Origin of the sequence: Paucibacter sp. Y2R2-4 (genome assembly GCF_025717535.1) — a bacterium.
Taxonomy (GTDB): Bacteria; Pseudomonadota; Gammaproteobacteria; order Burkholderiales; family Burkholderiaceae_C; genus Paucibacter_A.
This window is the reverse complement of record NZ_JAJIRO010000001.1, coordinates 309336-335993: the sequence shown is the minus strand read 5'-3', so window position 1 is coordinate 335993 and position 26658 is coordinate 309336. Positions and strand designations below refer to the sequence as shown.

The 26658-nt window shown below is 60.0% G+C and carries 27 protein-coding genes and 1 other RNA gene; 10 read left to right on the top strand and 18 right to left on the bottom strand.

All coding sequences use genetic code 11. The annotated features are described in order from the left end of the window. Nucleotides 1-16: 16 nt before the first annotated feature. Entirely contained in the window at nt 17-2608 is a 2592-nt protein-coding gene (gene mutS / locus LNV06_RS01385) for a DNA mismatch repair protein MutS (protein WP_263536455.1), read from the bottom strand. Nucleotides 2609-2713: 105 nt separating this feature from the next. On the opposite strand from mutS, the gene LNV06_RS01380 reads away from it, so the two are divergent. Continuing rightward, on the top strand, nt 2714-3802 hold the full coding sequence (locus LNV06_RS01380; protein ID WP_263536454.1) for a hypothetical protein: 1089 nt from the start codon (nt 2714-2716) through the stop codon (nt 3800-3802). A 72-nt stretch (nt 3803-3874) separates the two neighbouring features. Here LNV06_RS01380 and LNV06_RS01375 read toward each other — a convergent pair whose 3' ends face one another. Further along, the gene (locus LNV06_RS01375) at nt 3875-4825 is read right to left on the bottom strand and encodes an inositol monophosphatase family protein (RefSeq protein ID WP_263536453.1); all 951 of its coding nucleotides are present in this window, start codon (nt 4823-4825) and stop codon (nt 3875-3877) included. Nucleotides 4826-5020: 195 nt separating this feature from the next. Between LNV06_RS01375 and LNV06_RS01370 the strand changes: the two genes are divergently transcribed. Both LNV06_RS01370 and cysE read left to right on the top strand, forming a co-directional pair. Further along, nucleotides 5021-5776: an RNA methyltransferase gene (locus LNV06_RS01370; RefSeq protein ID WP_263536452.1), complete on the top strand. Its 756-nt coding sequence runs from the start codon at nt 5021-5023 to the stop codon at nt 5774-5776. Nucleotides 5777-5820: 44 nt separating this feature from the next. Next, complete coding sequence (gene cysE / locus LNV06_RS01365) at nt 5821-6600, top strand: serine O-acetyltransferase (RefSeq protein ID WP_263536451.1); 780 nt, start codon at nt 5821-5823, stop codon at nt 6598-6600. Nucleotides 6601-6645: 45 nt separating this feature from the next. Here cysE and mog read toward each other — a convergent pair whose 3' ends face one another. Together mog and yjgA are read right to left on the bottom strand one after the other, a co-directional pair. Continuing rightward, entirely contained in the window at nt 6646-7260 is a 615-nt protein-coding gene (mog, locus tag LNV06_RS01360; protein ID WP_263536450.1) for a molybdopterin adenylyltransferase, read from the bottom strand. Continuing rightward, nucleotides 7253-7822, bottom strand: a complete 570-nt coding sequence (yjgA, locus tag LNV06_RS01355) for a ribosome biogenesis factor YjgA (RefSeq protein WP_263536449.1) — start codon at nt 7820-7822, stop codon at nt 7253-7255. The genes mog and yjgA overlap by 8 nt, the downstream gene beginning before the upstream one ends. A 233-nt stretch (nt 7823-8055) precedes the next feature. Here yjgA and pmbA point away from each other — a divergent pair, with 233 nt between their 5' ends. Both pmbA and LNV06_RS01345 read left to right on the top strand, forming a co-directional pair. After that, nucleotides 8056-9480: a metalloprotease PmbA gene (gene pmbA, locus LNV06_RS01350; protein WP_263536448.1), complete on the top strand. Its 1425-nt coding sequence runs from the start codon at nt 8056-8058 to the stop codon at nt 9478-9480. A 166-nt stretch (nt 9481-9646) separates the two neighbouring features. Further along, complete coding sequence (locus LNV06_RS01345) at nt 9647-10729, top strand: TRAP transporter substrate-binding protein (RefSeq protein ID WP_263536447.1); 1083 nt, start codon at nt 9647-9649, stop codon at nt 10727-10729. A gap of 114 nt (nt 10730-10843) precedes the next feature. Here the strand turns inward: LNV06_RS01345 and LNV06_RS01340 are convergent, their stop codons facing one another. The 6 genes from LNV06_RS01340 to LNV06_RS01315 all read right to left on the bottom strand — a co-directional run bounded on the left by LNV06_RS01340 (nt 10844) and on the right by LNV06_RS01315 (nt 15884). Beyond that, nucleotides 10844-12439, bottom strand: a complete 1596-nt coding sequence (locus tag LNV06_RS01340; protein ID WP_263536446.1) for a TRAP transporter large permease — start codon at nt 12437-12439, stop codon at nt 10844-10846. Next, nucleotides 12439-13047 (bottom strand): TRAP transporter small permease subunit, encoded by a 609-nt coding sequence (locus tag LNV06_RS01335; RefSeq protein WP_263536445.1) that lies wholly within the window; start codon nt 13045-13047, stop codon nt 12439-12441. The genes LNV06_RS01340 and LNV06_RS01335 overlap by 1 nt, the downstream gene beginning before the upstream one ends. Nucleotides 13048-13266: 219 nt before the next feature. Next, entirely contained in the window at nt 13267-13608 is a 342-nt protein-coding gene (locus LNV06_RS01330) for a protein tyrosine phosphatase family protein (protein WP_263536444.1), read from the bottom strand. 10 nt (nt 13609-13618) lie between these two features. Continuing rightward, on the bottom strand, nt 13619-14065 hold the full coding sequence (locus LNV06_RS01325; RefSeq protein WP_263536443.1) for a GatB/YqeY domain-containing protein: 447 nt from the start codon (nt 14063-14065) through the stop codon (nt 13619-13621). Nucleotides 14066-14270: 205 nt separating this feature from the next. Beyond that, nucleotides 14271-14483: a 30S ribosomal protein S21 gene (rpsU, locus tag LNV06_RS01320; protein WP_007833691.1), complete on the bottom strand. Its 213-nt coding sequence runs from the start codon at nt 14481-14483 to the stop codon at nt 14271-14273. Between the two features lie 183 nt (nt 14484-14666). Then, nucleotides 14667-15884, bottom strand: coding sequence for a BaiN/RdsA family NAD(P)/FAD-dependent oxidoreductase (locus tag LNV06_RS01315; RefSeq protein ID WP_263536442.1), 1218 nt, complete (start codon nt 15882-15884; stop codon nt 14667-14669). Nucleotides 15885-16253: 369 nt separating this feature from the next. On the opposite strand from LNV06_RS01315, the gene LNV06_RS01310 reads away from it, so the two are divergent. Next, nucleotides 16254-17276, top strand: coding sequence for a GGDEF domain-containing protein (locus LNV06_RS01310; protein WP_263536441.1), 1023 nt, complete (start codon nt 16254-16256; stop codon nt 17274-17276). A 63-nt stretch (nt 17277-17339) separates the two neighbouring features. Here LNV06_RS01310 and LNV06_RS01305 read toward each other — a convergent pair whose 3' ends face one another. From LNV06_RS01305 to nth, 5 genes are all read right to left on the bottom strand, one after another. Beyond that, nucleotides 17340-17795 carry an EVE domain-containing protein gene (locus LNV06_RS01305; RefSeq protein WP_263536440.1) on the bottom strand — a complete coding sequence of 152 codons (456 nt, stop codon included), beginning with the start codon at nt 17793-17795 and terminating at the stop codon, nt 17340-17342. Between the two features lie 86 nt (nt 17796-17881). Next, nucleotides 17882-18059: non-coding RNA, 6S RNA (gene ssrS / locus LNV06_RS22700), on the bottom strand. A gap of 39 nt (nt 18060-18098) precedes the next feature. Beyond that, on the bottom strand, nt 18099-18416 hold the full coding sequence (locus LNV06_RS01300) for a cell division protein ZapA (protein ID WP_263536439.1): 318 nt from the start codon (nt 18414-18416) through the stop codon (nt 18099-18101). Then, a complete protein-coding gene (locus LNV06_RS01295) occupies nt 18413-18628 on the bottom strand; it encodes a cell division protein ZapB (protein ID WP_263536438.1) in 216 nt (71 codons plus the stop codon). Before LNV06_RS01295 ends, LNV06_RS01300 begins: the two co-directional genes overlap by 4 nt. A 16-nt stretch (nt 18629-18644) precedes the next feature. Further along, on the bottom strand, nt 18645-19286 hold the full coding sequence (nth, locus tag LNV06_RS01290; protein WP_263536437.1) for an endonuclease III: 642 nt from the start codon (nt 19284-19286) through the stop codon (nt 18645-18647). 98 nt (nt 19287-19384) lie between these two features. Here nth and LNV06_RS01285 point away from each other — a divergent pair, with 98 nt between their 5' ends. The 4 genes from LNV06_RS01285 to LNV06_RS01270 are packed head-to-tail and all read left to right on the top strand — an operon-like array spanning nt 19385 to nt 23095. Further along, nucleotides 19385-20857, top strand: coding sequence for an ArnT family glycosyltransferase (locus LNV06_RS01285; RefSeq protein WP_263536436.1), 1473 nt, complete (start codon nt 19385-19387; stop codon nt 20855-20857). A gap of 5 nt (nt 20858-20862) precedes the next feature. Next, the gene (locus LNV06_RS01280; protein WP_263536435.1) at nt 20863-21903 is read left to right on the top strand and encodes a glycosyltransferase family 2 protein; all 1041 of its coding nucleotides are present in this window, start codon (nt 20863-20865) and stop codon (nt 21901-21903) included. Next, nucleotides 21900-22301, top strand: a complete 402-nt coding sequence (locus LNV06_RS01275) for a GtrA family protein (RefSeq protein ID WP_263536434.1) — start codon at nt 21900-21902, stop codon at nt 22299-22301. Before LNV06_RS01280 ends, LNV06_RS01275 begins: the two co-directional genes overlap by 4 nt. Further along, a complete protein-coding gene (locus LNV06_RS01270; protein WP_263536433.1) occupies nt 22298-23095 on the top strand; it encodes a ChbG/HpnK family deacetylase in 798 nt (265 codons plus the stop codon). The genes LNV06_RS01275 and LNV06_RS01270 overlap by 4 nt, the downstream gene beginning before the upstream one ends. A 29-nt stretch (nt 23096-23124) precedes the next feature. Here the strand turns inward: LNV06_RS01270 and rsxB are convergent, their stop codons facing one another. From rsxB to LNV06_RS01255, 3 genes are all read right to left on the bottom strand, one after another. Further along, nucleotides 23125-23778: an electron transport complex subunit RsxB gene (rsxB, locus tag LNV06_RS01265; RefSeq protein WP_263537479.1), complete on the bottom strand. Its 654-nt coding sequence runs from the start codon at nt 23776-23778 to the stop codon at nt 23125-23127. Nucleotides 23779-23827: 49 nt separating this feature from the next. Next, the gene (locus tag LNV06_RS01260; RefSeq protein ID WP_263536432.1) at nt 23828-25156 is read right to left on the bottom strand and encodes a polyhydroxyalkanoate depolymerase; all 1329 of its coding nucleotides are present in this window, start codon (nt 25154-25156) and stop codon (nt 23828-23830) included. A gap of 187 nt (nt 25157-25343) precedes the next feature. Further along, on the bottom strand, nt 25344-26546 hold the full coding sequence (locus LNV06_RS01255; protein ID WP_263536431.1) for an amino acid aminotransferase: 1203 nt from the start codon (nt 26544-26546) through the stop codon (nt 25344-25346). Nucleotides 26547-26658 lie beyond the last annotated feature (112 nt).

Below are 26658 nucleotides of genomic sequence, written 5' to 3'. Positions count from 1 at the left end.
GGACTTCGACTGTGTTTCAGCTGGGCTTGGATTTGCTCAGCTTCTTCAATTGATAGACCAGCGCCAGCGCATCGCGCGGGCTGAGGGCGTCGGGGTCCACATCTTCCATGGCCAAGACCAAAGCGTGGGTCTCCTGGGTGACAGCGGGCTCCGGTGTTGCGGGAGCAGCAAACAAATCAATTTGCAGTTTGCTGTCCGAGGCCTTGGCTTCCAGCGCTTCCAAGGTCGAGCGCGCCTGACGCACCAAGCTGGCCGGCATGCCGGCCAAACGCGCCACTTGCACGCCATAGCTGCGGCTGGCCGGGCCGGGCTGTATCTCGTGCAGGAAGACGATGGAGTCGCCGCTTTCCACCGCGCCCACATGGCAATTGATGGCCTGCTGATGCTTGGTGGGGAATTCGGTCAGCTCAAAGTAATGGGTAGCAAAGAGCGTGAAAGCGCGGGTCTTGTCATGCAAATGGCTGGCGATGGCGCCGGCCAGGGCCAGGCCGTCAAAGGTGGAGGTGCCGCGCCCGATCTCGTCCATCAAGACCAGCGAGTGCTCGGTGGCGCTGTGCAGAATCGCCGCGCCTTCGGTCATCTCCAGCATGAAGGTGGACTGGGCGTTAGCCAAATCATCGGCAGCGCCAATGCGGGTGTGGATGGCATCCATGGGGCCTAAGCGGCAGGCGCTGGCCGGTACATAGCTGCCCATGGCGGCCAGCAGGCTGATCAGGGCCACCTGCCGCATAAAGGTGCTCTTACCGCCCATATTCGGGCCGGTAATCATCAACATGCGGGTGCGCGCATCCAGCCGGCAATCATTGGCCATGAACTCGCCGGCACCGGTTTCGCGCAGCCGTGCTTCCACCACCGGGTGGCGGCCGGCCATGATGTCGATGCAAGGTTGATTGACGAACTCCGGCCGGCACCAGCGCAGGCTGTGCGCCCGCTCGGCCAGCGCGGCCAAGGCATCTAGGCTGGCCAGCGCCCGGCCGAGTGCGGTCAAGGCCTGCAGTTCTTCGGTCAGTTGGTCCAGCAACATTTCGAACAAGAGCTTCTCGCGCGCCAGGGCGCGCTCTTGGGCGGACAAGGCCTTGTCTTCAAACGCCTTCAACTCCGGCGTGATGTAGCGCTCGGCGTTCTTCAGCGTTTGGCGGCGCTGATAGTCCAGCGGCACTTTGTCGACCTGTCCTTGGGTGACCTCGATATAGAAGCCATGCACCTTGTTGAACTGCACCCGCAAATTGGGAATGCCGGTGCGGGCACGTTCGCGGGTTTCCAGGTCCAGCAAGAAGGCATCGCAATTGCTTTGGATGCCGCGCAACTCGTCCAACTCGGCATCAAAACCATCGGCGATCACGCCGCCATCCCGCACCAGTACGGCTGGCTCTTCGGCAATCGCATGGCGCAGCAGCTCTTCGATATGCGGCGAGGCGCGAAGCCCTTGTGCCAGGCTGTCGAGCAGGGCGCTGCCGCCGGGCAAGGTCTGTTGCAGCGCGGGCAAAACCTGCAAAGTGTTGCGCAGGCCGGTCAACTCGCGCGGGCGCACTTGGCGTAGCGCAATGCGCGCGGCAATGCGCTCCACATCGGAGACTTGACGCAAGCCTTCCCGCAGTGCCTCAGGCGAGGCGCGCATGAAGGCCTCGATGGCACCGTGTCGCGCCAGGGCCTCGCCTCGCTCACGCTTGGGATGAAGCAACCAGTGGCGCAGCGCGCGGCTGCCCATGCCGGTGCGGCAGCTGTCCAGCAGCGACATCAGGGTGGGCGAGCTTTCTCCGCGCAGCGTTTGTGTGAGTTCCAGATTGCGCTGCGTGGCGGGCGGCAAGTCCAGTAAATCGCTGCTGCGCTGCACCTGCAGGCTCTTGACGTGGGCGAGTGCCCGACCCTGTGTGTGTTCGGCATAACTGAGCAAGGCAGCGGCGGCCGCTTGGGCCGCGCTGAGTTCTTGCGCATTGAAGCCGGCCAAGCTGGCCACGCCCAGCTGCTCGCACAGCTTGCGCGCGCCCAGATTGCTGTCGAACTGCCAACTGGGTCGATTGGTGATGGCCACATGCGCGGCCAGCACACCGGCGGGTTGCCGCTCCCGGTCCACCAGCACTTCGGCCGGGCTCAGGCGCGCCAGCCAGGAGGGCAGCTCTTTGTCGTTGCATTCGGCCAGACCGAGTTGCCCTTGGGTCATCGACAACCAGGCCAGCCCGTGGTTCTTGCCTTGCTGCACCACCGCCAGCAAGACCGAATCCTGCTTGTCGGCCAGCAACTCGCTGTCCGTGACCGTGCCTGGGGTGACCACGCGCACCACCTTGCGCTCAACCGGCCCTTTGCTGGTGGCTACATCGCCGACCTGTTCCGCAATTGCCACCGCTTCGCCCAGCTTGATCAGCTTGGCCAAATAGCTCTCTAAAGCGCTGACCGGAATGCCCGCCATCACCACAGGTTGGCCGGCGCTTTGGCCGCGGGCGGTCAGGGTGATGTCCAGCAGCGCATTGGCCTTGCGAGCGTCATCAAAGAAGACCTCGTAGAAGTCACCCATGCGAAAGAACACCAACTCATCGGGGTGCTCGGCCTTGATGCGAAGGTACTGCGCCATCACGGGTGTATGGGCGCTGAAATCTGGGGTCTGGCTCATGGGGCTTTCAAACATGAACAAAGCCCTCGGGTGGAGGGCTTTGAGGTGGAGCCGTAGTTTAAGCGGCGCTGGCCCTGTTATCGTCTCGCGCCGCAGGAGGGAACAATGGCGAATTGGACGGGGCGTGTTTGGGGATCGGCTTTGCTTGCATTGGCGCCATTGGGAGCGGCAGTCGCCGCGCCTTTGTGTGAGCAACTGGCCAGTCAAGCGCGAGGCCTGCCGGAAACGGCCTGGCGGGCGGTGAATTCGCCCATGCGCGAGCTTTTGCGTTTTGAGTCTCGGCCGCAGGGGCGAGTGCCTGCGGCATTGCTGCGAGAACTGCGCCACAGCCCAGACATGCGAGAGGCGCTCGGGATCACAAGCGACTCGGCTTTTGAAATTGAGCGACTCTCAGGCACCCAGGTCTACCGAGTGGATGCCTTTGGCGGAAGCGCCAACTGCCAGTCATCGGTCTTCTATCAAATCAAGCCCAAGGGCAAACCCAAGCGCATTGATGCGCCGTTTGAGGACTCGCTTTGCGCCACGCAGTCGGGCGCGTTTGGCCATCCTTTGGGGCAAGCGGCTTATGTGGTGTACGGAAGCAGCAGTGCGCTGAGTCAAGACGAAGTGATTCAGTTGGCGCCGTGGACGGGGCGTGGGTGGGGCGCAGTATGCAAGCTCAGTTTGAGTTTCAAAATCGCCTACCGTATCAGCCGAGAGTTCTGTGCGGACCCGGCGCTGTGTGCTTCGACCCGCCAAACAGCGCTGGCCCTGGCCAGGGCCTATAGCAAGACACGAGAGCCAGAGCTTGAGCAAGAAGCGCACGACAAGGCGATGGAAGAGCGGGGTCTTGACACTTCGCGCTGGGCCGAGGGGCGAGTCCCCGATGAAGAGTTTTCGCAGGCGCTTCGGCGCATGGACAGTCAGATCGAAGCGCCTCAGTCCATTGAGTTCCCGAGTTTCGACGCAGACCCTCGCTCACTCGACGTGTTCATCAGCAGCTATGCCAATGTCGATGTCCGCAAAGTGCCCTTGTTGCTCAATGGCCAATGGGTGCTCGCCGTGGTCGGACAGGCGGGCGTGGCTTGGCGTGAAAGCACGGTGACTTTGGTGAGCCTGTTTCTGCTCAAGGATGGGCAGTTGCAGCCCGTAGCAAGCTTCCAAGTGCAGGCTGAACGCGCAAGACTCCGGGAGGCGCTTGCGGCTCAGCCATGAAAAAAGGCCCTCCGTAAGAGGGCCTCGTCATTTGCAACTCAGCAGCTGAGTTGCTACCGGCACTGGGTTCGGTTACTCAGTGTCGGTTTTCTTAATGCGTACTGCGGCGCGCTTCTTGGTGGCTGGCGCTGCAGCGGCGGCAAGCGCGTCTACGGCAGAGGTCTTGCCTTCAGCGTCGCCACTCTCGGCCTTGGCCTCGTCCTCGGCGCTGATCACGCGGGTGTAGGGTGCCAAGATGGTGACCAATTGGCCGTAGATCTTGGGGCTGCCGGCCACCACTTCTCGCTGATGCAAGAAGTCGGATTCGCCGGTGAAGTTGCCAATCAGGCCACCTGCTTCGGTGATGATCAGCGAGCCGGCTGCCACGTCCCAGGGTTGCAGGCCGGTTTCAAAGAAGGCGTCGTAGTAGCCGGCGGCCACATAGCAAAGATCGAGTGCGGCAGCGCCGGGGCGGCGCAGGCCGGCGCATTCCACCATCACGGCCTCGAACATCTTCATATAGCGCTTGAAGTTGTCGCCGCGGCGGAAGGGGAAGCCGGTGCCGATCAGGGCGTCGCTCAAGCGGGTGCGCTTGGAGACACGCAGGCGGCGGTCGTTCATGAAGGCGCCGCGACCCTTGGTGGCGTAGAACAGGTCGTTGCGGGTGGGGTCGTAAACGACGGCTTGCTGCACCACGCCGCGATGCGCCAGCGCGATCGACACGCAGTACATCGGCAGGCCGTGGATGAAATTGGTGGTGCCGTCCAGCGGATCGATGATCCAAACGAATTCAGAATGCTTGGCGCCATACTCGCGGCCCGACTCTTCGGCGAGGATGCCGTGGTCGGGGTAGGCTTGCAGCAGCGTTTCAATGATGATTTTTTCAGCAGCTTGGTCCACCTCGGTCACAAAGTCATTGGGCGACTTGGTGTTGATCTTCAGAATGTCGAGGTCCATGGAGGCGCGGTTGATGATGGCACCGGCCGCACGCGCCGCCTTGATGGCGACATTGAGCATGGGATGGAGTGAAGCTTGCTGCGTCATTCGTGAAAACCTTGGTTGGCCGGCGCACATGGCTTTGCACCATGGGCTCGGGAGGTGAACTGGCGGAAAAAAAGAGCGACCTGAGTTGGGTTTCGCGGTCAATGTTTGGCCGGACTCAGGATAATCCCGTATTTTAGCCGAGCCTTGCCGATTCCTCCAAATTCCAGCTCAGCGGGATGTGATGCCGGCGTAGATATGACACGATTTATCCTGATTCAAACCAGCCATCCCGGCAATGTCGGCGCCACGGCTCGCGCCATGAAGGTGATGGGTTTTTCTGAACTGGTCTTGGTCAAGCCGCGTTTTGCGGATGTGCTGAGCCAGGAGGAAACGGTGGCCATGGCCAGCGGTGCTGCAGACATTTTGGTTCGCGCCCGCATTGTGGAGACGCTGGAAGAGGCGCTCGACGGCGTGACCTTTGCTTGCGCCACGGCCATGACGCCGCGTGACTTTGGCCCGCCCGTGCGCGAGCCGCGCGCTTTGTTTGGTGAGTTGGCCGCCAGCCCGCACAAAGTTGGTCTGGTGTTCGGCTCCGAGCGCTACGGCATGAGCAATGAGGATGTGTACCGCTGCCATGCGGTGCTGTCGATACCGACCCATCCTGACTACGGCTCATTGAATCTGGCCCAGGCCGTGCAACTTTTGGCCTATGACTGGCGGCAAGCCTTGGGCGGTTTTTCTGTGGCGCCACGAACCGACGAACCGAACTTTGCGGACGCGAAGGCGGTGCAAGGCTTGCTGCAGCACTTGCAAAGCTCTTTGGAAGCGATTGGCTATCTGAACCCCGCCGCGCCCAAGAAGTTAATCCCTCGGCTCAACCAGCTCTTCAATCGCGCCGGACTGACGAGCGAAGAGGTGCACATCTTCCGAGGCATTGCTCGCGCCATGGTGGAAGCGCCTCGCAGCCCTCATGCCAAGCCAGGCGCAAGCCTCACCGCCAGCGAAGATTGAATCGCACCGCTAAACTGGCCGACCCTCTCTTGCTTTGAGTCTCCATGTTCCAGCGCATCCGCGAAGACATTGCCTGCATTCTTGAACGTGACCCGGCCGCACGCACGGCCTGGGAAGTGCTGACCTGCTACCCAGGGCTGCATGCGCTGATCCTGCATCGCCGGGCGCATTGGTGCTGGACGCATGGGCTGAAGTGGCTGGGTCGCTTCATCTCACATTGCACTCGCTTCTTGACGGGGATCGAGATTCACCCGGGCGCAACGATTGCTCGCAAGGTCTTCATCGACCACGGCATGGGCATCGTCATCGGTGAGATGGCCGAAATCGGCGAGGGCTGCACCATTTATCAAGGTGTGACTCTGGGCGGCACCGCATTGGTGAAGGGGGCCAAGCGACACCCCACTTTGGAGGCCGGCGTCATCATTGGTGCCAATGCCTGTGTCTTGGGCGGTTTTACCGTGGGCGCGGGCGCGCGGGTCGGTTCAGGTGCGGTGGTGACCAAACCAGTCCCGGCGGGTGCCACGGCCGTGGGCAACCCTGCTCGCATCATCGAGGCCAAGGCCGATGTGCTGCGCGAAGAAGCTGCAGCCAAGATGGGTTTCTCAGCCTACGGAGTCAGCCAAGGCGATGACCCGATGGCACAGGCCCTGCGCGGCTTGATTGACAACGCCGCCGGTCATGAACATCAAATCGCCTTGTTGTGGCAGGCGGTTTGCAAGCTGTCTGCCGCCTCGCGCTCGCCCGTTGGGGACTGCGTTCCACAAGACGCCCAGCAAGACGAAGCCTTTGATGCGGCCTCTTTGAGCCGCCTGGTCAAAGAGTAGTTGCGGCTAGTGGCGCCGGCCGGGCAGAGCCCGGTCACCAACCCATCAGCTTGCGCTGCGTGCAGGCCGCTGCGCAGCCTTGGGGCGAAAGGCTTTCACCACAGCTTCGCGAGTTTCCATATACGGCCCGCCGATCAGATCGATGCAATAAGGTACGGCAGCAAAAATGCCGTCAACCTCCTGCTTGCCCTGCGCGTCCTTCAAACCGCCCAGGGTTTCAGCAATCGATTTGGGTTGGCCCGGCAGATTGATGATCAGCGCTTTGCCGCGGATCACCGCCACTTGGCGCGACAAAATTGCCGTCGGCACAAAGCGCAGCGAGATCTGCCGCATTTGTTCGCCAAAGCCCGGCATTTCTTTGTCGGCCACATCCAGGGTGGCTTCTGGCGTGACGTCGCGCAGCGCCGGGCCGGTTCCGCCGGTGGTCAAGACCAGGTCGCAGGACTTCTCGTCCACCAGTTCACGCAGGGTCTTGGCAATCAGAGCCCGCTCGTCAGGAATCAAGCGCGCTTCGTACGTGATGGGGTTGATCAGCGCCGAACCCAGCCAAGCTTGCAGGGCCGGTAGTCCTTTGTCTTCGTAGACGCCCTCAGAAGCCCGGTCACTGATCGAAACAATGCCGATGCGTAGCATGTCCGGGGGCGGCAAGGCCTCACTCATCCGTCTCGTCCTCAGCCGATTCGTCCGCAGGTGACACGCGCAGCTGTTCCGTTTTGATGAACTGAAACAGATCACGGAAGGCTCGGCCGGAGCGTTGCTCAGGTGCGGCGGCCGCGTCTTTGCGAGCGGCACGAACCAGGCTGCGCAGTTGCTGAACATCAATGCCTTCATGTTCGGCAATGAACTGCTGCAAGGCCGAGTCATCGGCCAGCAGGCGTTCGCGCCAGCGTTCGCTCTGGTGCAGGGCCAAGCTGTCTTTGGCGTGGCCGAGCTTGTAGGCGGCAACCGCTTCGCGCAGCGGTTCTGGGTCCACGCGGCGCATCAGCTTGCCGATGTACTGCATCTGGCGCCGCCGGCCTTCGTGCGAGGTGATTTTCTTGGCGGCGCGCAAAGCGTCCGCCAGGATCTCAGGCAGTGCCAGGGGCTCAAGCCTGCTGGCAGGCAGCGTCAACAGTTCTTCGCCCAGCGCCTGCAGTTCGGTCATGTCGCGCTTAAGCTGGCTTTTGCTGGGGCGATCGAAGTCATCGTCTTCGTCGGCCGGAAATTCTTCTTGTGTTCTCATGATGCGGGTCTTGCTTGTCGTGCGGATAGGCAGATGGGGCGGGCGGCGCGCCCAGGACGCCCGAGCTTTTGAAAGGCTCAAGTCGTCTGGGAAGCGGGCACTGTTGATAAGTGCTGCTGCGCACGCGGATGCTCGGCGGCTCGTATGATTGTCCCCCAGTTCTGATTCTCAGTGCAGCAGGCTCTTATTGAGCTCGCGCTGTGCGGCCATTCTTTTCTACGGCACCTTTATCCATGTCCAAGCTCCTCAAGTCTTCTTTCAGTCAAAGCGCCGACAAGCCCGCGAGTTCGGGAGTTTCCAGCGGCAGTGGCTTTGCCTACCGGAGCGAGCAATTCCAGCAATTGATTGAAGACGTCTTGGCCGAGGCCAAAAAGCTCGGCGCCTCGGACGCCGGCGCGGAAGTCTCCGAAGGCTGTGGTTTGTCCGTTTCAACCCGTATGGGTGAGTTGGAGAACGTCGAGCGCAACCGCGATAAGTCCTTGGGGGTTTCCGTCTATGTGGGCCAGCGTCGCGGCAATGCCAGTACCTCGGACTTTTCACCGCAAGCCCTGCGCGATACGGTGCGCGCGGCCTTCGACATCGCGCGCTTCACTGCCGAAGATCCGGTGGCTGGTTTGCCGGATGAGGAAGATTTGTCGCGGGACGCGTCCAGCCGCCCCGAGCTCGACCTGTTCCACCCGTGGGCCATCGATGCGCAGGCGGCAGCGGAATTGGCGCTGCGCTGCGAAGCCGCTGCCTTTGCGGTAGACCGCCGCATCAGCAATAGTGAAGGTGCTGCGGTTTCGGCGCAGCAATCGCATTTCTTCACCGGCAATAGCCGTGGTTTTCGGGGTGGCTATGCCAGTTCGCGCCATTCGATTTCGGTCGCGCCGATTGCCGGCCGCGGCGCGCAAATGCAGCGCGACTCTTGGTACAGCTCGATGCGCGATGCCAACGACTTGGCTTCTGCCGAAGCAATTGGCCGTTACGCAGCTGAACGCGCATTGGCCCGATTGAAATCGCGCCGCGTGCCGACGGCCGAAGTGCCGGTGCTGTTTGAAAGCACGGTGGCCGCGGGCTTGCTGGGCGCTTTGGTGCAAGCAGCCAGTGGTGGCGCCTTGTACCGCCGCGCCAGCTTCTTGCTCGATAGCTTGGGTAAACCGGTCTTAGCCTCGCATATCGACATTCATGAGAATCCGCATGAGCTCAAGGGCAAGGGCAGTGCGCCTTTTGACGACGAAGGCGTGATTACTCGTCCGCGCCATGTGGTCGAAGGTGGTGTGCTGCAGGGCTATTTCTTGAGCACCTATTCCGCGCGCAAACTGGGCATGCGCACCACCGGGCATGCCGGCGGTTCACACAATCTGCGCATGACTTCCCGCTTGACCGCGCCGGGCGACGATTTGCAAACCATGCTGCGCCGCTTGGGCACCGGATTGTTTGTGACCGAGCTGATGGGGCAGGGCGTCAATTACGTGACCGGCGACTATTCCCGAGGCGTCAGTGGCTATTGGGTGGAAAAGGGCGAAATCGCTTTCCCGGTGCATGAATTGACCATTGCCGGCAATCTGAGCGAGATGTTCCAAAACATCATTGGCATTGGTTGCGATCGCTACACCATGGGTGGCAAGACCATGGGTTCGGTGCTGATTTCTCGGATGAAATTAGCGGGCAGCTAATGCGAATTGTCAGCTGACAGTCAGCTTCGACTCAGGCGTTTTTGGCTCTGCATTGCCGCCCCAAGAAAGGGCGTTTTTTGACCGGGTTTGCACCGGTGAGCATTGTTTTGGGGCACCCTAGAATCGGCTCGCATTTCGCGCAGTTCATCAACCAGGAGTCCCCAAGATGGAGCGTCGTTCCTTTGTTCGGCAAGCAGGTCTGGCCGGTGTGTTGGCTGCAGGTGCGGCACCCGCTGTCGTGCATGCCCAGGCCAATGTTCGTTGGCGTTTGGCCTCGAGTTTCCCCAAGTCCTTGGACACGATTTTTGGTGCAGCCGATGTGTTCGCCAAAAAAGTGAATGAGCTTTCGGGCGGCAAGTTCCAGGTGGCCGTGCACGCGGGCGGCGAGTTGATGCCCGCCTTTGGCGTGGTCGACGGGGTGCAAAACGGCACGGTGGAAATGGCTCACACGGCGCCTTACTATTTCTTCGGCAAGGATGAGACTTTTGCGCTTGGTTGCGCCGTACCCTTTGGCTTGAACAGCCGTCAGATGACGGCCTGGATGGTTGAGGGCAATGGTCTGAAACTGATGCGAGAGTTCTATCGCAACTACAACATCATCAGTTTCCCGGGCGGCAATACCGGTGCGCAGATGGGCGGCTGGTATCGAAAAGAAATCAAGTCGGTGGCCGACATCAAGGGCATGAAGATGCGCATTGGTGGCTTTGCCGGCAAAGTGCTGGAGCGCATGGGTGGCGTGCCGCAGAACATCCCCGGGGGTGAAATTTACTCGGCCTTGGAGAAGGGCACGATTGATGCCGCAGAATGGGTTGGCCCCTATGACGATCAAAAGCTGGGTTTCAATAAAGTGGCGCCCAACTACTATTACCCAGGCTGGTGGGAAGGCGGCCCCGAGCTGGACTTCTTCATCAACATCAAGGCTTACGAGGCTTTGAACCCTGAGTACAAGGCGATTGTGGAGGCGGCTTCTGCTGTGGCCCATATCGATATGCAAGCCAAGTACGACGCCAAGAATCCGGCGGCTTTGAAGCAGTTGGTGGGCTCGGGCACCAAGCTGTTCAAGTTCCCCAAGGATGTGCTGGATTCGGCCTTCAAAGAGTCGATGGCGCTTTACAGCGAGTTGTCCAGCAAGAACCCGAACTGGAAAAAGGTCTACGAAGACTATTCAAACTTCCGGCGTGACCAAAACCTGTGGTTCCGTTTCGCAGAAGCGGGTTTTGACGACTTTATGCAAGCGCAAAAGCTGTAACTCCAGTCCGCAAAGAATGAAGCCCTGGGGCCGAAAGGCCTCAGGGCTTTTTCAATGGGAAAGGCCGTTTTCGAGTGTCGGCAAACGGCCTTGTTTCATGGCAGTCTGAATAACTTACTTCTTGCTGGCCGCTTCTTCTTGCATGGAGCGCTTCACAGCTTCCATCGGGTCGGCCTCTTGCGGGCTTGATGCGGGAGAGGAAGCCGCTTGCGCGGGCGGGTCGAAACCAAACAACTTGCTGGCCTCGTCCGCCGAAGTCTCAGCCTTCTCTGGTTTTTCTTCGGCGCTATTGCCCATGCCTTGCAGCAGTTCGGTGGCCTGGTTCATATCGACCACCTTTTCTTTGTCCAAAAAGGCGGTCACCGACTGCGGGAAAGCGATCACGATGGCCACCAAGACCAATTGCATGATGACCCAGGGAATGGCGCCCAAATAGATGTCTTTGGATTGAACCTTGGCAGGAATCGAACCGCTCTTGAAGAGGCTGTCGGAGATGCCGCGCAAATAAAACAAAGCAAAGCCGAAGGGTGGGTGCATGAAGCTCGTCTGCATATTCACGCACAGCATCACGCCGAACCACACCAGATCGATGCCCATCTTGTCAGCCACAGGGGCCAGGAAGGGCAGGATGATGAAGGCGATCTCGAAGAAGTCGAGGAAGAAGGCCAGGAAGAAGATGAAGATGTTGACGGCGATCAGAAAGCCCACCTGGCCGCCCGGCAAATTGGACAGCAAGTGCTCGATCCAAATGCCGCCTTCCACACCTTGGAAGACCAACGAGAAGGTGCGCGAGCCGATCAAGATGAACACCACCATGGCGGTGATGCGCATGGTGCCGGCCATGGCTTCTTTGACCAAGGGCCAGCTGAGGCGGCCATGCATTGCAGCCAGGATGAACGCGCCGACCGCGCCCATGGCGCCGGCCTCTGTGGGTGTGCAAACGGCGGTGTCGATGCCGGGCAGGCCGCCCATGCTGCCCAACACGGCAAAGATCAGCACCGCTGAAGGGATGATGCCGCGCAAGCATTTGATCCACAGTGCGGCGCCTTGCAGGCTACGTGCAGTCTTGGGTACGCCGGGTACATGCTCTGGCTTCACGCGGCTCAACACAAAGGTGTAGAGCGCGAAGATCAGCACTTGAAGAATGGACGGTCCCCAGGCCCCTTTGTACATATCGCCGACGGAGCGGCCCAGTTGATCGGCCAACACCACCAAGACCAGCGATGGCGGCACCAATTGAGTGATGGTGCCCGAGGCTGCCAGCACGCCGGTGGCATAGCGCATGTTGTAGCCGTAGCGCATCATCACCGGCAGCGAGATCATCGCCATGGCGATCACTTGACCGGCCACGGTGCCGGTGATGGCGCCGAGGATGAAGCCGACGATGATGACCGAGTAGCCCAGGCCACCACGCACCGGGCCAAAGAGCTGGCCCATCGAGTCCAGCATGTCTTCGGCCAGGCCACATTTTTCCAGCATGGCTCCCATCAAGGTGAAGAAGGGAATGGCCAATAGCAAATCGTTGGACAAAATGCCGAACACGTTTTGCGGCAGCGCGGCCATGAATTCGGGTGGGAACCAGCCCTGCGAAATGGCAAAGAAGCCGCAGGCCAAGCCCAGTGCGGCCAGCGAGAAGGCGACAGGGAAGCCGATCAGCATGACCACGATCAGCCCCGCGAACATCAGCGGGGGGAAACTCTCCATGCTCATCATTGCAGCGGCCTCTCGTAGTGGGTGTCCATCTCGTAGCTATGGGTCAGCCAGCCGATGCGTTTGATCAACTCAGCCAGCCCTTGCAGCCAGACCAGGGCAAAGCCCAGAGGCAGGGTCAACATGGCGGGCCAGCGGATCAAACCGCCCGAGTTGTTGGACATCTCGCCGCTGCTGAATAGCTTCCAGACATAACCCAAGAATCCGAGGCTTGCGACGCTGTCTTCAGGCCGCATTCCTGTGGTCAGTTTGACCATGAAGAGGGCCCAGGAGAGCCAGGCCATATAGGCAATCACCGGCAGCAGAAACACCAGCAAGCCGAATAGGTCCACATAGACCTTGCCGTGTCCGGAGAGGCGGCTGTAGAACAGGTCGACTCGCACATGTTCATTGACCTTCAGCACCTGCGCAGCGCCAAACATCACGCACACGGCGAACATGTACCACTGGATCTCCAAGAAGGAGTTGGAGCTGTAGTCAAAGGCGTAGCGCACAACCGCATTGGCGGCGCTGACCAGGCATGAGATCAGAACTGCCCACTTGGCAATGACGCCGAAGCGGGCTGTTAGAGCATCAATGCCTCTGGCGAGGGCGAGGAGGGCTTGCATCTGGAGTCCGACTGAAAGATTGGGCCATGCGAGGCAGCGCTACAAACCCAAGATCACAGGGCTTGTGGCAACTGACGCGCCGGGGTCAAAAAAAGACCCCAGCCGCACTGTAGCCAGTCGGAACTGCATGAAGCCTCAAATTCCCTGAGATTCAGGGAAAGCACCGAGTCGATGCTTGGGGCTGGCGCTTGTTGGCGCCCTTTGCCCGTGCCCTCGAGTTCAGGCGGCAGTTGCCGCGTTAAACAGTCGCGTAGAGCGTGCGCCCGAGCGGCAAAAAGCCAGAATAGGTCGAGGCAGCTCGGCCAGCAATTGCTTGAATTGCTCGATCTCTTCGGGAGATTGATAGCCCCCATTGACCGGCAGGTGGCAATAGGCCAGACCGGCATCCAAGGCCGCGGCTTCGATCTGCGCGCTGGTCGGCTGATCGGGCCCGCCCTCAAAGTCTGGGCGATTGTTGATCACGCTGCGAAAACCTGCAGCTGCCGCCTCGGCCATCGCTGCAGGCTCCAACTGCGGTGCTACACAAACCTCGGGCGTCAGGGCTTGGATAGTTAAGCTCATGGCTTGATGCTCACTGGCTGAGGGCTTGCTTGACTGCGACCGAGACCAAAGACATCTCAGCCTTGCCGCTCAGTTGCGCCTTCACGGCGGCCATGACTCGACCCATATCGGCCGGGCCCTTGGCGCCCAGTTCGCTGACGATGGCATTGACCGCTGTCTGCACTTCCTCGGCGCTCATGCGCTGGGGCAAATAAGCTTCCAGCACTTTCAACTCGACCGCTTCTTTTTCGGCCAAGTCCGGGCGACCGCCGGCGGTGAATTGGCTGATGGAGTCTTTGCGTTGCTTGATCAGCTTGTCAACGATGGCCACCAAGGCGACATCGTCTACAACGATGCGCTCATCCACTTCTTTTTGCTTCACGGCGGCCAGCAGACCTCGAATGGTGACCAGCTTGTCAGCCTCTTTGGCGCGCATCGCGGCCTTCATGTCTTCGGTGATGCGGTCTTTCAAACTCATGGCGAATCCTTTAGCTCGGTAAAAGGGCTTGGGTGAAATTGTGAGGGCAAATAGATGAAGGCAAAGACGTGCCAAGCAAAGTGGGCTGCGCAAAGAAAAGGCCCGCGACAGCGTCCTGTGCGGGCCTTGTTCTTGAGCTTGTTCAGCTGCTTCGGCTTGAGCCGATTTTCGTTTCAGCGCCCAAAGGCGCTAGCAAAGTCGAAAATCAGTACAGCTTCTTGGGCAGCTGCATGCTGCGAACGCGCTTGTAGTGACGCTTGACGGCAGCAGCCTTCTTGCGCTTACGCTCAGCCGTGGGCTTCTCGTAAAACTCGCGGGCGCGCAGATCGGTCAGCAGGCCCAGTTTTTCGATAGTGCGCTTGAAACGGCGCAGAGCCACATCAAACGGCTCATTCTCTTTGACGCGAATCGTGGTCATGAAAAAGTATTTCCTTCAATATGCGCTCGGTGTTCGTCAATCACTTCGTTCAAATCGACTCCTTGCAGAATCATTTTGAACCCCGTGTTTGAAGCGGCTTTTCCGGATTCCGCTTCAAAAATGTTGCGAATCGACGCGCAGGGTTTGCCAGCAAAGACAGCGATTGTAGCCTGATTTTCACACTTATTCCATAGTCTCGCAGATAGATCTTGCGCAAGCTGCCGCGCTGGACCACGCCCACTGGAAGTTATAGCCCCCCAGCCAGCCGGTCACATCCACCACTTCTCCAATGAAATGCAGGCCGGGCACGCGCTTGCTTTCCAGGCTTTGTGAGCTCAATTCGCGTGTGTCAACGCCGCCACGCATCACCTCGGCCTTGCGCCAGCCTTCGCTGCCATTGGGCGTCAAGCTCCAAGCCTGTAGTTGCTTGGCGAGGTTTTGCAGGTCTTTGTCTTTGCATTCAGGCATGGCCCGATTGCTCGGCAAGCCGAGACGCTCCAGCCAGGCTTGAGCCAGGCGTTGCGGCAGCATCGTGGCCAGCAAATTGCCTACTTGGCGACGCGAGTCGGATTTGGCGGCCTTGAGTTGCTCTTGCAAATCAGCGTCGGGGGCCAGGTTGATTTGCAAGGCTTGGCCTTCCGTCCAAAAGCTGGAGATTTGCAAAATTGCGGGGCCACTCAAGCCGCGATGGGTGAACAGCAAGTCTTCGAGAAAGCGCCCGCCAGACTTACCTTTGCCGGTGCTGACTGTGACCGGCAGCGAGAGTCCCGACAAGGCGGAGAAGGGCGCCCAAGCTTCGGCGTCAAAGGTCAAGGGCACCAGCGCAGGCCTAGGCTCCACAATCTTGTGGCCGAAACGCTTAGCCAGCCGCAAGCCCCAATCGCTGGCGCCAATTTTGGGGATGGAGAGTCCGCCGCTTGCGATCACCAGTCGGCGAGCAAGAACCTGGCCACGCGAGGTTTCGATGATGAAACCCTCTTTTTGTTCGCTTTGCTGCTGCACATCGAGCACGGTGCAGGGCTGCCAACGCTCAACCCCGCCGACCTCGCACTCATTCAGAAGCAGGCGAATGATCTGTTCGCTGGAGTCATCGCAGAACAGCTGACCTTTGTGCTTCTCGTGGAAAGCGATGCCGTGCTTTTGCACGAGTGCGATGAAGTCCTGGCTGCTGTAACGCGCCAAAGCCGATCGGCAAAAAGCAGGGTTGTCGGACAAAAAATTGTTAGGCCCGACGTCACGGTTGGTGAAGTTGCAACGGCCGCCGCCTGAGATGCGAATCTTCTCGGCGACCCGTTCTGCGTGGTCGATCAAGAGCACGCGCTGACCGCCTTGACCGGCCATGCCTGCGCAAAAAAGGCCGGCTGCACCGGCACCGACGACGACCAAGTCAAAACTGTGCATGGGGTTTGTTTTTCTAAGTAAAGCTGTGTCTGGCTTGGGTTCAGCCCTCTTGGGCAGGCATGCGCGCCTCCAAGTTCGGGCATTGTCCCGCAGATGAGGTGCTGGAGCCCCTTAACTCTCGCACTCAACGGAGTCTCCTGGTGCGATAGTTCAGCCAGCTGGGCGCTTCAAGTGTTTGTGCATTGATACCATCGCACTCAATCCTTGCTGGTATCGGTTTGCTGCCAAGCTAGGGGGAAGAGCTCCGGGCATGATGAAGTCCACTTGATCAGGCAAGCCGAAGCCCACTACATTTCCGACACATAGGTCGATCAACCGGCACTGGATGCAGCAAGACCAGTGGACGGGGCAAAGAGCATTCGAGGATTCATGGACATATCAGCCGCAGCTTTTGACGATGCCGTGCCAGGACAGAAGTCTTTGGCTCAATGGCTGGCCAGCCAGCCTGAATTGGCTTCGGGCTTGGGGGAAGCGGTCCTGAGTTTGATCGAACCTTTGGATGCATTCGCGGCCATCAAGTCACTGGCCTCAGGGCGTTATGTCTATGGCAGCGCGGGTCTTGAGCATTTATTCGGGCAGGGCAGTTTGGTCGGAAGCTTGGACAACGATTTGATGCGAGCCGACGAAGTGATCGGCATGCGTCGGGTCGAACAGGCGGTCATGGCTCAGCGCAGCATGGTCGTTAGCGAGCATAGGCTTGAATTGGCTGGGCGTCGGCGTGAGTTCACGGTCACCCGAGCGCCCTTGGGAACGGATCACATCCTGGCAGTTTGGCGTGAGCGCACTGAGGAGCGCCACCGAGAGACGCATCTGCAGCGTGCCTTACAGCAGATCGAGCAACAGCAGAAAACCATCGAGCAAATCCGCCGTGAGCTGCAGCAAGGCTCGGGGCGGGACGACACCTCGGGTCTGTATTTGCGCGCCCAGTTCGACGATCAGCTCTTGCGCGAGATTGATCTCTCCACCCGCGAACACCGGGAATTCGCGCTGGTCATCATTGCTTTAGATCCGGTGCCAGCAGCCGCGCAGGCCATGGGCGAAGAGGCGAATCAGCGCTTGCTGGAAGGCATGGGACGCATGTTGCGCGCCAATACACGCGCCATGGATGCGGCCTGCCGGATTGGCGAAACGCGCTTTGCCGTGCTCTTGTCAGGCGTGGGCCTGGCGACAGCGCATGCCCGCATGGAGCAATTGCGTCGCCAATGTACGGCTCAGATCATCGTGCTGAACGGCGTCGATATGGGGCTGTCGATTTCGATGGGAGTGTCGAGTTTTCCTCACACGGCCTCGAAGCAGGAAGAGCTGGTGTCGGCCAGCGAAGCGGCAGTGCAAGAAGCGCAGCGGCGTGGTGGCAACCAGGTCGTATTGGCTTCCATCCCCTTTATCAACTGACGCCACTGCGTCAATCGAGTCGACTTGGCCGTTTGCTATGTATCGGCAAGACGGCGCCCTGCATCAGAGCCTGTCCAGCAGCATTTGCCATTCGGTCGGCGTAACTGGCGTGATCGAGAGCCGGCTGCCGGGTTGCAGCACTCTTAGGCTTTGCAGAGCGGGGTCGGCTCGAAGCTCAGCCAAGCTGAGCAGCCGGGTCTTTTTTCCAAACTTCACGTCGACATGCAACCAGCGCGGCGATTCCAAGCTGGCCTTGGCGTCGAAGTAGGGGCTGCTCGGGTCGAACTGCGTCGCGTCGGGGTAGGCCTCGCTGGCCACTGTGGCCAAACCAGCAATGCCGGGCGCTAGGCAGGATGAGTGATAGAACAGAACCCCGTCGCCGATGCGCATCTGGTCGCGCATGAAGTTGCGAGCCTGATAGTTACGTACCCCAATCCATGGCACCGTTTGATTGGGCGCAAGTTCGAGATCGTCGATCGAGCACTCGCTGGGCTCGGACTTCATCAGCCAGTAGTTCAAGAGCGTGCCGACAAGAGAAGTTGGGGGAGCAAGCTTCAGGCCTTGGGATCGCAAGGTGCTGCGATTTGGCCTGAAATCAGGAATAAGGTGTCCACCGCGAACCGTGAGCCGCAGTCCTGAACCAGGGGTTCAGGTGGGCGAGGTCAGCCGAGCATTGGGTTCATCTGACGCGAGACGATCACGCTTGCTGGGCGATATTCCAAGCCCTTGCTCAGAGAGCATTGGTTCAAGGACATATAAAGCTCACGCGAACGCAATGGACGGAAGTGATTCTAAGCCCAGCGTCGTGACAAACCGATGGCCTTAGAGCAATTGCCCGTCGTGGCCGAGGGCTTCGTCAAGGCGACGCATCAGACCTTCAAGGTCGGGTAGGGATTCGGATCCATTCGCCGCAACTTGTGGTGCGCTCGGCGCAGGGGCGGACCCATCCGCCAACTGATAAGCCAGATTCAATGCGGCAAGAACGGCGATGCGTTCACGGGCTTTGACGCGCCCAGCGTCGCGGATCGCGCTCATTTCTCGGTCGACTTGGCCGACCGCCTTGCTCAGGGCGGCCTCGCCGCCGTCGGGGCAGCCGAGCAGATAGCTCTGGCCCATGATGGTCACTTCCATTTGCTTCACGAAGAACTCTTTCCGGATTCGTTTTCTACAGGCAGACGTTCCAACAGTACGTCAATGCGTGCTCTGGCTGCGTTCAGACGCGAGCGCAGGTTGTCGCGCTCGTGGCTCAGCTCCTTCACCTGCTCCTGCAAGAGGGTGTTGGTGCGTTTCAATTCGTCGTGGCGGAGCAGCAGGCGCTCGACGCGGTCGATCAAGTCGGTGATGCTTGGCATGGTTCCCCGTGGCTCCCTAGGCAGACTTGAATTGTAGGCGGCCATGATCACATTGAGCCGCCACGCTGCAACTTGCACATAAGGGGGTGCGAGCCTTGCAGACATAGCGGCCATGCAGAATCAGCCAATGGTGGGCGTCCACCATGAACTCGGCTGGGATTCTTTTCATCAGCCCCAACTCAACCGCCAGAGGCGTTTTTCCTGGCGCGAGTCCGGTTCGATTGCTCACTCGAAAAATATGCGTATCCACCGCCATGGCTGCTTGGCCGAAAGCTACGTTGAGCACCACATTGGCGGTCTTTCGACCCACGCCGGGCAGCGCCTCCAGCGCTTCGCGGGTATTGGGCACCTTGCCGCCATGCTGTTCGATCAAGATCTGGCAAGTGGCGATCAAGTGCTTGGCCTTGCTGCGAAACAGCCCAATCGTGCGGATGTATTCGCACAGCCCAGGCTCACCCAGCGCTAACATTTTTTCAGGCGTGTTGGCCACCACAAACAAGCGCCTCGTGGCTTTGTTGACTCCCACATCGGTGGCCTGAGCCGACAGCAGCACGGCGGCCAATAGCTCAAAGACACTGGCGTACTCCAGTTCGGTCTGAGGCGCGGGATTGGCGGCGCGCAAGGTTTCGAAGAAAGTTTGAATGTGCTGAGCGTTCATTGCTTGCCATTGTCTCCTCTGGACGGGCTGACCACAGCTCGCTGGATTTGCAGAGAAGCGGTGGCATGATGCCGGCATTCCACCGTCTCACCCTGTCCATGTCTCGTCCGTCCGAAAAAACGTCGTCAAACGCCGCGCTCAGACCCTGGCTTGTTTTGCTGCTCTGCATCTTGCTGCTGCGACTGCTGACCTTGCCATTGCTGCCATTGACCGACCACACCGAGGCGCGCTACGCCGAGATCGCTAGGCTGATGGTGCAGACCGCAGACTGGATCAGCCCCCACATCACGCCCAGCGAGGTTTTTTGGGCCAAGCCGCCTTTGTCTACTTGGGGGCAGGCCATCTTGATGAGCCTGTTCGGCATCAGCGAATGGTCCGGCCGTTTGGCCGCGGTGCTGTGGAGCGTGATGGGTGTGCTGGCCCTGGCTTGGATGCTGGACGGCGTCTTCAGTCGCTTGCAGATTCTGGCGGCGCAGGTTTTGCTGGCTTTGTGCCCTTTGTTCTTCATCAGCGCCGGCGCGGTCATGACCGATGCCACGCTGGGTGCTGCCGTGATCTTTGTGCAAGCTGCTTGGTGGCGGGTGTTGGCGGCGCAGGGCGCCTCACGCCAACGCGCCGCGCGATGGCTTGCTTTTGGCATGGCCTTGGCCTTGTTGACCAAGGGACCGGCCGCCGCGGTACTGGCGCTCTTGCCTGTGTTCATGCATGCCGCCTGGCGCAAACATTGGACCGAAGTGCGCGCCGTTGCCTCTGATCTCTGGGTTTGGCTGATTTGCTTGGGCGTGGCTTTGCCCTGGTATGTCATGGCTGAATTGAAGACCCCCGGCTTTGTTGAGTACTTTGTGCTGGGTGAGCATGTGATGCGTTTCCTGCAGCCTGGGTGGAAGGGCGATCGCTATGGATTCGCGCATGCCCAGCCCTTGGGCATGATCTGGTTGTTCACCTTGGTAGCGGCCTTGCCGGCGGTCGTGGTCCTGCTGGGGCGTCTGCCCTATCTGCGCTTCAAACAAGGGCGGGGCGCGATCACAGCGCAACTTCAACTGGGCAGCCAGAGTTCTCTGGAGGCCGGCCGCAAGATTGACTTGGCCTGCTATGCCCTGTGCATTGCCTTGGCCCCCTTGCTTTTGTTCAGCGCTGCTCGGAACCTGATCTTCACCTACGCAATGACGGCCTTGCCGGGGCTGGTGATTCTGGCCATTGCGCTATTGCCTGAGACTTGGCTGCGTCGCTCCGCCAGTTATTTGAGCTTCTCGGCCTTGGCGCTTTTGTACGCCTGGGCCTTTGTGTTCAAGCTGCCGCAGATCAGCCGGGCCAATTCAGATCTGCCTTTGATTGAGGCCTATCGCCAGGCTTGCCTGACGCAAGATTGCAAGCTCAGCTATGCCGGCAAACCCAATTACTCGGCCTACTTCTACACCTCGGGCCGGCTCTATGCGGGCATGCCAGGTGTAGCGGGTCGTCCTGCGTTCAAAGTGCTGCGTGTCGATAGACAATCGGAGTTGCGCGCAACAGCCCTGGCCTGCAACAAGGACCAGTGCCTGGTGCCCGACGATGGCTCCGAAAGCAAATGACTCTGATGCAAACCAGCACTACTTCCAACTTGACTCCTCAGCAGCAGGCCGTTGATAGGCCCGGCGGGCTGCTCAGCGACAGCGTTCGCGACAAGCCGCGGCTGCTCAGCATCGTTTTGCCGGCCTTCAACGAAGCGCGCAATCTGGCCATCTTGCTGCCAGAACTGAGCCTGAAATTGAGCGGTCAGGCTCAGCAACTGGAGTTGCTGGTGATTGACGATGGCAGCAGCGACGACACCGTCCTGGTGGTTCAAAGCCTGATGGCCCAGGGCCTGCCCGTGCGGTTGCTGCGGCTGTCGCGCAATTTCGGTAAAGAAGCGGCGCTGTGTGCTGGTTTGGATGCCGCCGATGGAGACGCGGTCATCATCATGGATTCTGACGGGCAGCACCCCATCAGTAGCGCACTGCAGATGCTGGAGGACTGGCGCGCAGGGTTTGACGTGGTGTACGCCGTACAAAAGGGCCGCAGCGAATCTCAGTCCTTGGCGCGTCGTAGCTATACCAAGGTTTTTTACTGGCTGATGCGCCACGGCTCGCGGGTCGATATGCCGCCTAATGCCGGCGACTTCCGCTTGCTTGATCGCAAAGTGGTCTTGGTGCTGCGGCGCCTGCCTGAGCGCGCGCGTTATATGAAGGGCTTGTTCGCTTGGGTGGGCTTCAAGGCCAAGGCTCTCGAGTACGTACCAGACGCTCGCTTGCACGGCGAGTCGACCTTTGGCTATATGCAGCTTTTGTCCTTCGCCGTCGTGGGGCTGACGGCCTTCACCAAGATGCCGCTGCGGCTGGTGTCTGTGCTCGGTCTGATGGTGTCCTTGGTGTCGGTCGGCTTTGGTTTTTGGATCGTGATGGAAAAGGCCGTATTTGGCCAACCGGTGAGTGGTTTCACCACCTTGGCCGCGTCCATCACCTTCCTGGCGGGCGTGCAACTGCTGTGCTTGGGCATCATTGCCGAGTACCTGGGGCGCGTTTTTGATGAGGTGAAGCAGCGCCCCTTGTATGTGACGCAAGACCTGACCCCGCCGCTGCAAGCGCCGGAGTCCAAGTGAGTTCATTGGTTTGGTTTGGCCTCGTTGGCGCCAGTGCTGCCGCGGTGCATTTGGGCGTGGTCTGGTGGCTGGTGGAACAGTTTCATCTGGCCGCCTTGCTCGCCAATGTCTTGGGTTTTCTGCTCGCTTTTTGCGTGAGTTTTGTCGGTCATCATCGGTTCAGCTTTGCGGCCCAACAGGCCCAGGTTCGCCAGGCGCTGCCGCGCTTTGCGGCCGTGGCGCTGCTGGGCTTTGTCAGCAATGAGGCCTTGTATGCCTTGCTGCTTCGCGCGGGCTTGGAGTACCGCTTGGCCCTGTTCTTGGTGCTGGTGGCCGTCGCCGGCATGACCTGGCTTTTGAGTCGCTTTTGGGCCTTCCGTTCGAATGGCGCGAGCGGCTCCAACGGGGCGCAAGTTTGAAGCGCATCCAAATTTGTGCCGACGATTACGGCTTTGATGCCGGTGTCAGCTTAGGGATTTTGGAGTGCATTGATGCGGGGCGCATCAGCGCCACCAGCTGCATGGTCTTATCGCCGGACTGGTCAGAATGGGCGCCGGCCTTACGCGATCGACTTGACATGGCTGATTACGGCCTGCATCTCGATCTGAATGAGTTTGCACTGTACGCACCAGGGCGAGACTTGAAGGGATGGATTGCTGCCAGCTACCTCGGTCAGCTGCAGGCCTCGCAAGTGAAGGATTGGGTGGAGCAGCAGCTCGATGCCTTTGAGTCGGCCATGCAATCCGCTCCGGCCTATCTGGATGGGCATCAGCACCTGCATCAGCTGCCGGTTGTGCGTGAGGCGGTTTTAGACGCTTTAACTCGGCGTTATGGTGTTGATTGCGCCTTGCGGTCCACGCGCAGTCGCAACTGGCGCGGGCTCAAAGCGGCGGTGATTGCCGGATTAGGCGAGGCCGCGCTGCGTCTGGGTGCGCGCCAAGCAGGCTTGCGCATGAATCAGGACTTTGCGGGTGTTTACGGCTTTGGTCCTGAGACTTTGTTGCCTGACTTCATTGCGAGCTGCCTGGCCAGTTTGCCGGATGCGGGCTTGCTGATGATCCACCCGGGACGTGAGGCCTCAGGGACGCGGCCGGATGCCATTCGGGCCGCACGCCTGCGAGAACGAGCGTTTTGGCTTAGCGCGGATGCCGGAGAGATGCTGGCGATCCACGGCGTGCAACTGGGCATGAGCGAGGACTGGCCGGCGGCTTGAGTGCCCGATCGCCAAATGTTCAGTCCGGCTTAGCCGTGGCGTTTGGCTCTTGCTCGCGCCAGAGCGGCTTCAATCACCGCACGCTTGCGGTCCAGCTCTTGCGGATCGGTGATCTTGGACGCTTCTTCAAGATGGGCCAACTTGGCCTCAGCCTTGGCCTGCAAGCGGGCCTCGTTTTCACGGGTCTCGCGGCTGCGCTTCAGTTGGTGGAACTGGTAGCGGCCGCGTGCCTGTTCGGCCTGTGCTGGGCTCCAGGCATCCCAAGCGGTGAGCGTTGGCTGAAGCTCGACCATTGAAATGCAGTCCACCGGGCAGGCCGGCACACAGAGCTCGCAACCGGTGCACTGTTCATTGACGATCAAGTGCATTTGCTTGGGCGCGCCCACAATGCAGTCCACCGGGCAGGCCTTGATGCACAGGGTGCAGCCGATGCACCAGCTTTCATCAATCACCGCCAGCTTGAGCGGCCCTTCTTGGCCATGTTCAGCACTCAAGGGCAGAGTCGGCAAGCCCGTCAATACAGCAAGCCGCCGAATGCCCTCGGCGCCGCCCGGCGGGCATTGGTTGATGGCCGCTTCTTGCTTAGCCACGGCTTCGGCATAGCTGTGGCAATCAGGGTAGCCGCAGCGGGTGCACTGGGTTTGCGGCAAGGCCGCATCGAGGCTTGCAATCAAAGACCGCAAGGGCTCTGAAGCGACAAGAGTACTTTCTTTCAAGTCAAAGAACCTACACTCAAGCCTGCTTGCTGCGCGACGTTTTTTGCGCAGCGCTGCGGGTCTTTGCCGCTGGGCTTGCCTTGGCTTCCGAGCTCAGCGCATCAGGCCGGTCGTAGCTGGCGATGAACTTTTGAACTTCGGGATAGACCTTTTCGCGCCAACGACGGCCCGAGAAAATGCCGTAGTGGCCGGCACCGATGGCGTCGTAGTGGTACTGGTGATCACTCGAAATACCTGAGCAAAGCTCATGGGCAGCACGAGTTTGCCCAGCGCCAGAGATATCGTCCAATTCGCCTTCCACCGTCAGCAGGGCAGTGCCGGTGATGTCTTGCGGACGAACCAGCTGGCCCTTCACGATCCAGGTGCCGTTGACCAGCGCAAAGTCCTGGAACACGGTTTTGATGGTGTCGAGGTAATACTCGGCCGGCATGTCCAGCACCGCGTTGTACTCGTCGTAGAACTGGCGGTGCGAGTCGGCGCCATCATCGTCGCCACGCACCAGGTCGAGGAAGTAGTCGTAGTGCGAGCTCAGATGGCGGTCTGGGTTCATGGCCACAAAACCGGTGTGCTGCAAAAAGCCAGGGTAAACCGCCCGCGATGCACCCGGGAAATTGGTTGGCACCCGGTAGATCACGTTCGACTCAAACCAGTTGAAGCTGCGGTTCATGGCCAGGTTGTTGACCGCGGTAGGGCTCTTGCGGGCGTCAATGGGGCCGCCCATCATGGTCATGGAGCGCGGCGTTTGTTTGCCGTTGGAGGCCATCAAAGAGATGGCGGCCAGCACCGGCACGGTGGGCTGGCAAACCGAGATCACATGGCAGTCCGCGCCAATATGGCGAATGAACTCCTGCACATAGGCGATGTAGTCGTCCAGATGGAAGGGGCCTTCTTCCAGCGGCACCATGCGAGCGTCGGTCCAGTCGGTGATGTAGACCTTGTGGTCTTTCAGCAGTTGGCGCACCGTGTCGCGCAGCAGGGTGCTGTGGTGGCCGGACAAAGGCGCAACCACCAAGACGGTGGGTTGGTCCTTCATCTTGGACAGGACGGTTAGATCGTCGGTGTAGCGCTTGAATCGCAAGAGGCGGCAAAACGGTTTGGTCAGCGGAACGAGTTCCTGCACAGCCACTTCCACGCCGTCGACTTCCACACCGCGAATGCCGAATTCCGGCTTTTCGTAGTCTTTGCCCAGGCGGTGCATCAGGTCCAGGCCGGCTGAGACCCGTTGGGCCATCGGCGAATGCGAAAACGGCGAGAGCGGGTGGCTGTAGAGCTTGGCCGACGCACTCGCGAACTCCGCGAAAGGACTCATCAGCGCGCGCTGAGTTTCAAACAGTTGATACAGCATGGTCGTCTGTCCTTTGCTTGCAATAAGAACGCGGGCGGAGGGCCCGCGTGTCGTGCACAAGATCTATCTTGCCTGAATTTGTGCATTGCAGCATTTTACGAGGCCCGCTCGGCCGCGTATGTTTCGCAAAACCCCAATAAAGGGTGATTTATTGAAGCTTGCCTGCTGACTTTGGGGCCTGGACCGCTCAGCCTTTGATGACGGTGGCCATCGCGCGAGCGACGGCGGGCAGGTTCTGCTCATTCAAGGCCGCCACACAAATGCGGCCCGAGTCGACGCCGTAAATGCCGAACTCGCTACGCAGGCGCTGCATTTGAGCGGCCGACAGACCGGAGTAGCTGAACATGCCTTTTTGGCGCGTCACAAAACTCAGGTCTTGCTGCACGCCCGCGGCCTGCAGGGCTTCGACCAAGGCCACACGCATGGCGCGGATGCGCAAGCGCATGCCGGCCAGTTCTTTTTCCCACAGTTCGCGCAGCGCCGGGGTCGACAAAACGGTCGCCACCACCTGCGCGCCATGAGTCGGCGGGTTGGAATAATTGGTACGGATCACGATCTTCAGCTGACTCAGCACGCGCGCGGCTTCTTCGGCCGAGCTGCACACCACGCTCAAGGCACCGACGCGCTCCCCGTAGAGCGAGAAACTCTTGGAGAAGCTGGTGGACACAAAGAAATCCAGGCCGGCGGCCAAAAATTGCTGAATCACAGCGCCGTCTTCCTGGATGCCTTCGCCAAAGCCTTGGTAGGCCAAGTCCAAGAAGGCTACCAAGCCGCGCGCTTTCACCACCTCGACCACTTGCGCCCATTGCGCGCTGCTCAGGTCGTAGCCGGTTGGGTTGTGGCAGCAAGCGTGCAACACCACCACGGTGCCCACAGCTGCGGCATTCAAGGCGGCCAACATGGCTTCAAACGCGATGCCGAGATTGGCTGCGTCGAAGTAAGGGTAGTTGCCGACCTCGAAGCCCGCGTTGCTGAACAGAGCGCGGTGGTTTTCCCAGCTGGGGTCGGAAATCAGCACTTTGGCGCTGGGATTGAGGCGTTTCAAGAAGTCAGCGCCAATTTTCAGACCGCCGGTGCCGCCAATGGCTTGGACCGTTGCGACACGCTTGTCTTGCACCACGGCGCTGTCGGCGCCAAAGACCAGGCCCTGGACGGCCTTGTCGTAAGCGGCGATGCCGTCAATCGGCAAGTAGCCGCGCGCCTTGGGGGCGGCCAACATGGCAGATTCAGCTTCAGCCACGCATTTCAGCAGGGGAAGCTTGCCAGCGGCATCGAAATAGACGCCCACGCCCAGATTGACCTTGGCAGGGTTGGGGTCGGCATTGAATTGTTCATTCAGACCCAAGATCGGGTCGCGAGGGGCCATTTCGACGGCGGAAAACAAAGACATGGACGGCTTTCCTGACAGAACGGTGTCAACAAGTGAGGGCGGGGTTGAGGGCATGAAGCCTGCGTCTGAGCTAACCTGTCGGGTTGCGCAGACCGCGAATTCTAGGCGGCGA

Bases quoted from the DNA above. Each gene is read 5' to 3' on its own strand.
- mutS (WP_263536455.1), bottom strand. From the start codon at position 2,608: ATGAGCCAGACCCCAGATTTCAGCGCCCATACACCCGTGATGGCGCAG.
- LNV06_RS01380 (WP_263536454.1), top strand. From the start codon at position 2,714: ATGGCGAATTGGACGGGGCGTGTTTGGGGATCGGCTTTGCTTGCATTG.
- LNV06_RS01375 (WP_263536453.1), bottom strand. From the start codon at position 4,825: ATGACGCAGCAAGCTTCACTCCATCCCATGCTCAATGTCGCCATCAAG.
- LNV06_RS01370 (WP_263536452.1), top strand. From the start codon at position 5,021: ATGACACGATTTATCCTGATTCAAACCAGCCATCCCGGCAATGTCGGC.
- cysE (WP_263536451.1), top strand. From the start codon at position 5,821: ATGTTCCAGCGCATCCGCGAAGACATTGCCTGCATTCTTGAACGTGAC.
- mog (WP_263536450.1), bottom strand. From the start codon at position 7,260: ATGAGTGAGGCCTTGCCGCCCCCGGACATGCTACGCATCGGCATTGTT.
- yjgA (WP_263536449.1), bottom strand. From the start codon at position 7,822: ATGAGAACACAAGAAGAATTTCCGGCCGACGAAGACGATGACTTCGAT.
- pmbA (WP_263536448.1), top strand. From the start codon at position 8,056: ATGTCCAAGCTCCTCAAGTCTTCTTTCAGTCAAAGCGCCGACAAGCCC.
- LNV06_RS01345 (WP_263536447.1), top strand. From the start codon at position 9,647: ATGGAGCGTCGTTCCTTTGTTCGGCAAGCAGGTCTGGCCGGTGTGTTG.
- LNV06_RS01340 (WP_263536446.1), bottom strand. From the start codon at position 12,439: ATGAGCATGGAGAGTTTCCCCCCGCTGATGTTCGCGGGGCTGATCGTG.
- LNV06_RS01335 (WP_263536445.1), bottom strand. From the start codon at position 13,047: ATGCAAGCCCTCCTCGCCCTCGCCAGAGGCATTGATGCTCTAACAGCC.
- LNV06_RS01330 (WP_263536444.1), bottom strand. From the start codon at position 13,608: ATGAGCTTAACTATCCAAGCCCTGACGCCCGAGGTTTGTGTAGCACCG.
- LNV06_RS01325 (WP_263536443.1), bottom strand. From the start codon at position 14,065: ATGAGTTTGAAAGACCGCATCACCGAAGACATGAAGGCCGCGATGCGC.
- rpsU (WP_007833691.1), bottom strand. From the start codon at position 14,483: ATGACCACGATTCGCGTCAAAGAGAATGAGCCGTTTGATGTGGCTCTG.
- LNV06_RS01315 (WP_263536442.1), bottom strand. From the start codon at position 15,884: ATGCACAGTTTTGACTTGGTCGTCGTCGGTGCCGGTGCAGCCGGCCTT.
- LNV06_RS01310 (WP_263536441.1), top strand. From the start codon at position 16,254: ATGGACATATCAGCCGCAGCTTTTGACGATGCCGTGCCAGGACAGAAG.
- LNV06_RS01295 (WP_263536438.1), bottom strand. From the start codon at position 18,628: ATGCCAAGCATCACCGACTTGATCGACCGCGTCGAGCGCCTGCTGCTC.
- nth (WP_263536437.1), bottom strand. From the start codon at position 19,286: ATGAACGCTCAGCACATTCAAACTTTCTTCGAAACCTTGCGCGCCGCC.
- LNV06_RS01285 (WP_263536436.1), top strand. From the start codon at position 19,385: ATGTCTCGTCCGTCCGAAAAAACGTCGTCAAACGCCGCGCTCAGACCC.
- LNV06_RS01280 (WP_263536435.1), top strand. From the start codon at position 20,863: ATGCAAACCAGCACTACTTCCAACTTGACTCCTCAGCAGCAGGCCGTT.
- LNV06_RS01260 (WP_263536432.1), bottom strand. From the start codon at position 25,156: ATGCTGTATCAACTGTTTGAAACTCAGCGCGCGCTGATGAGTCCTTTC.
- LNV06_RS01255 (WP_263536431.1), bottom strand. From the start codon at position 26,546: ATGTCTTTGTTTTCCGCCGTCGAAATGGCCCCTCGCGACCCGATCTTG.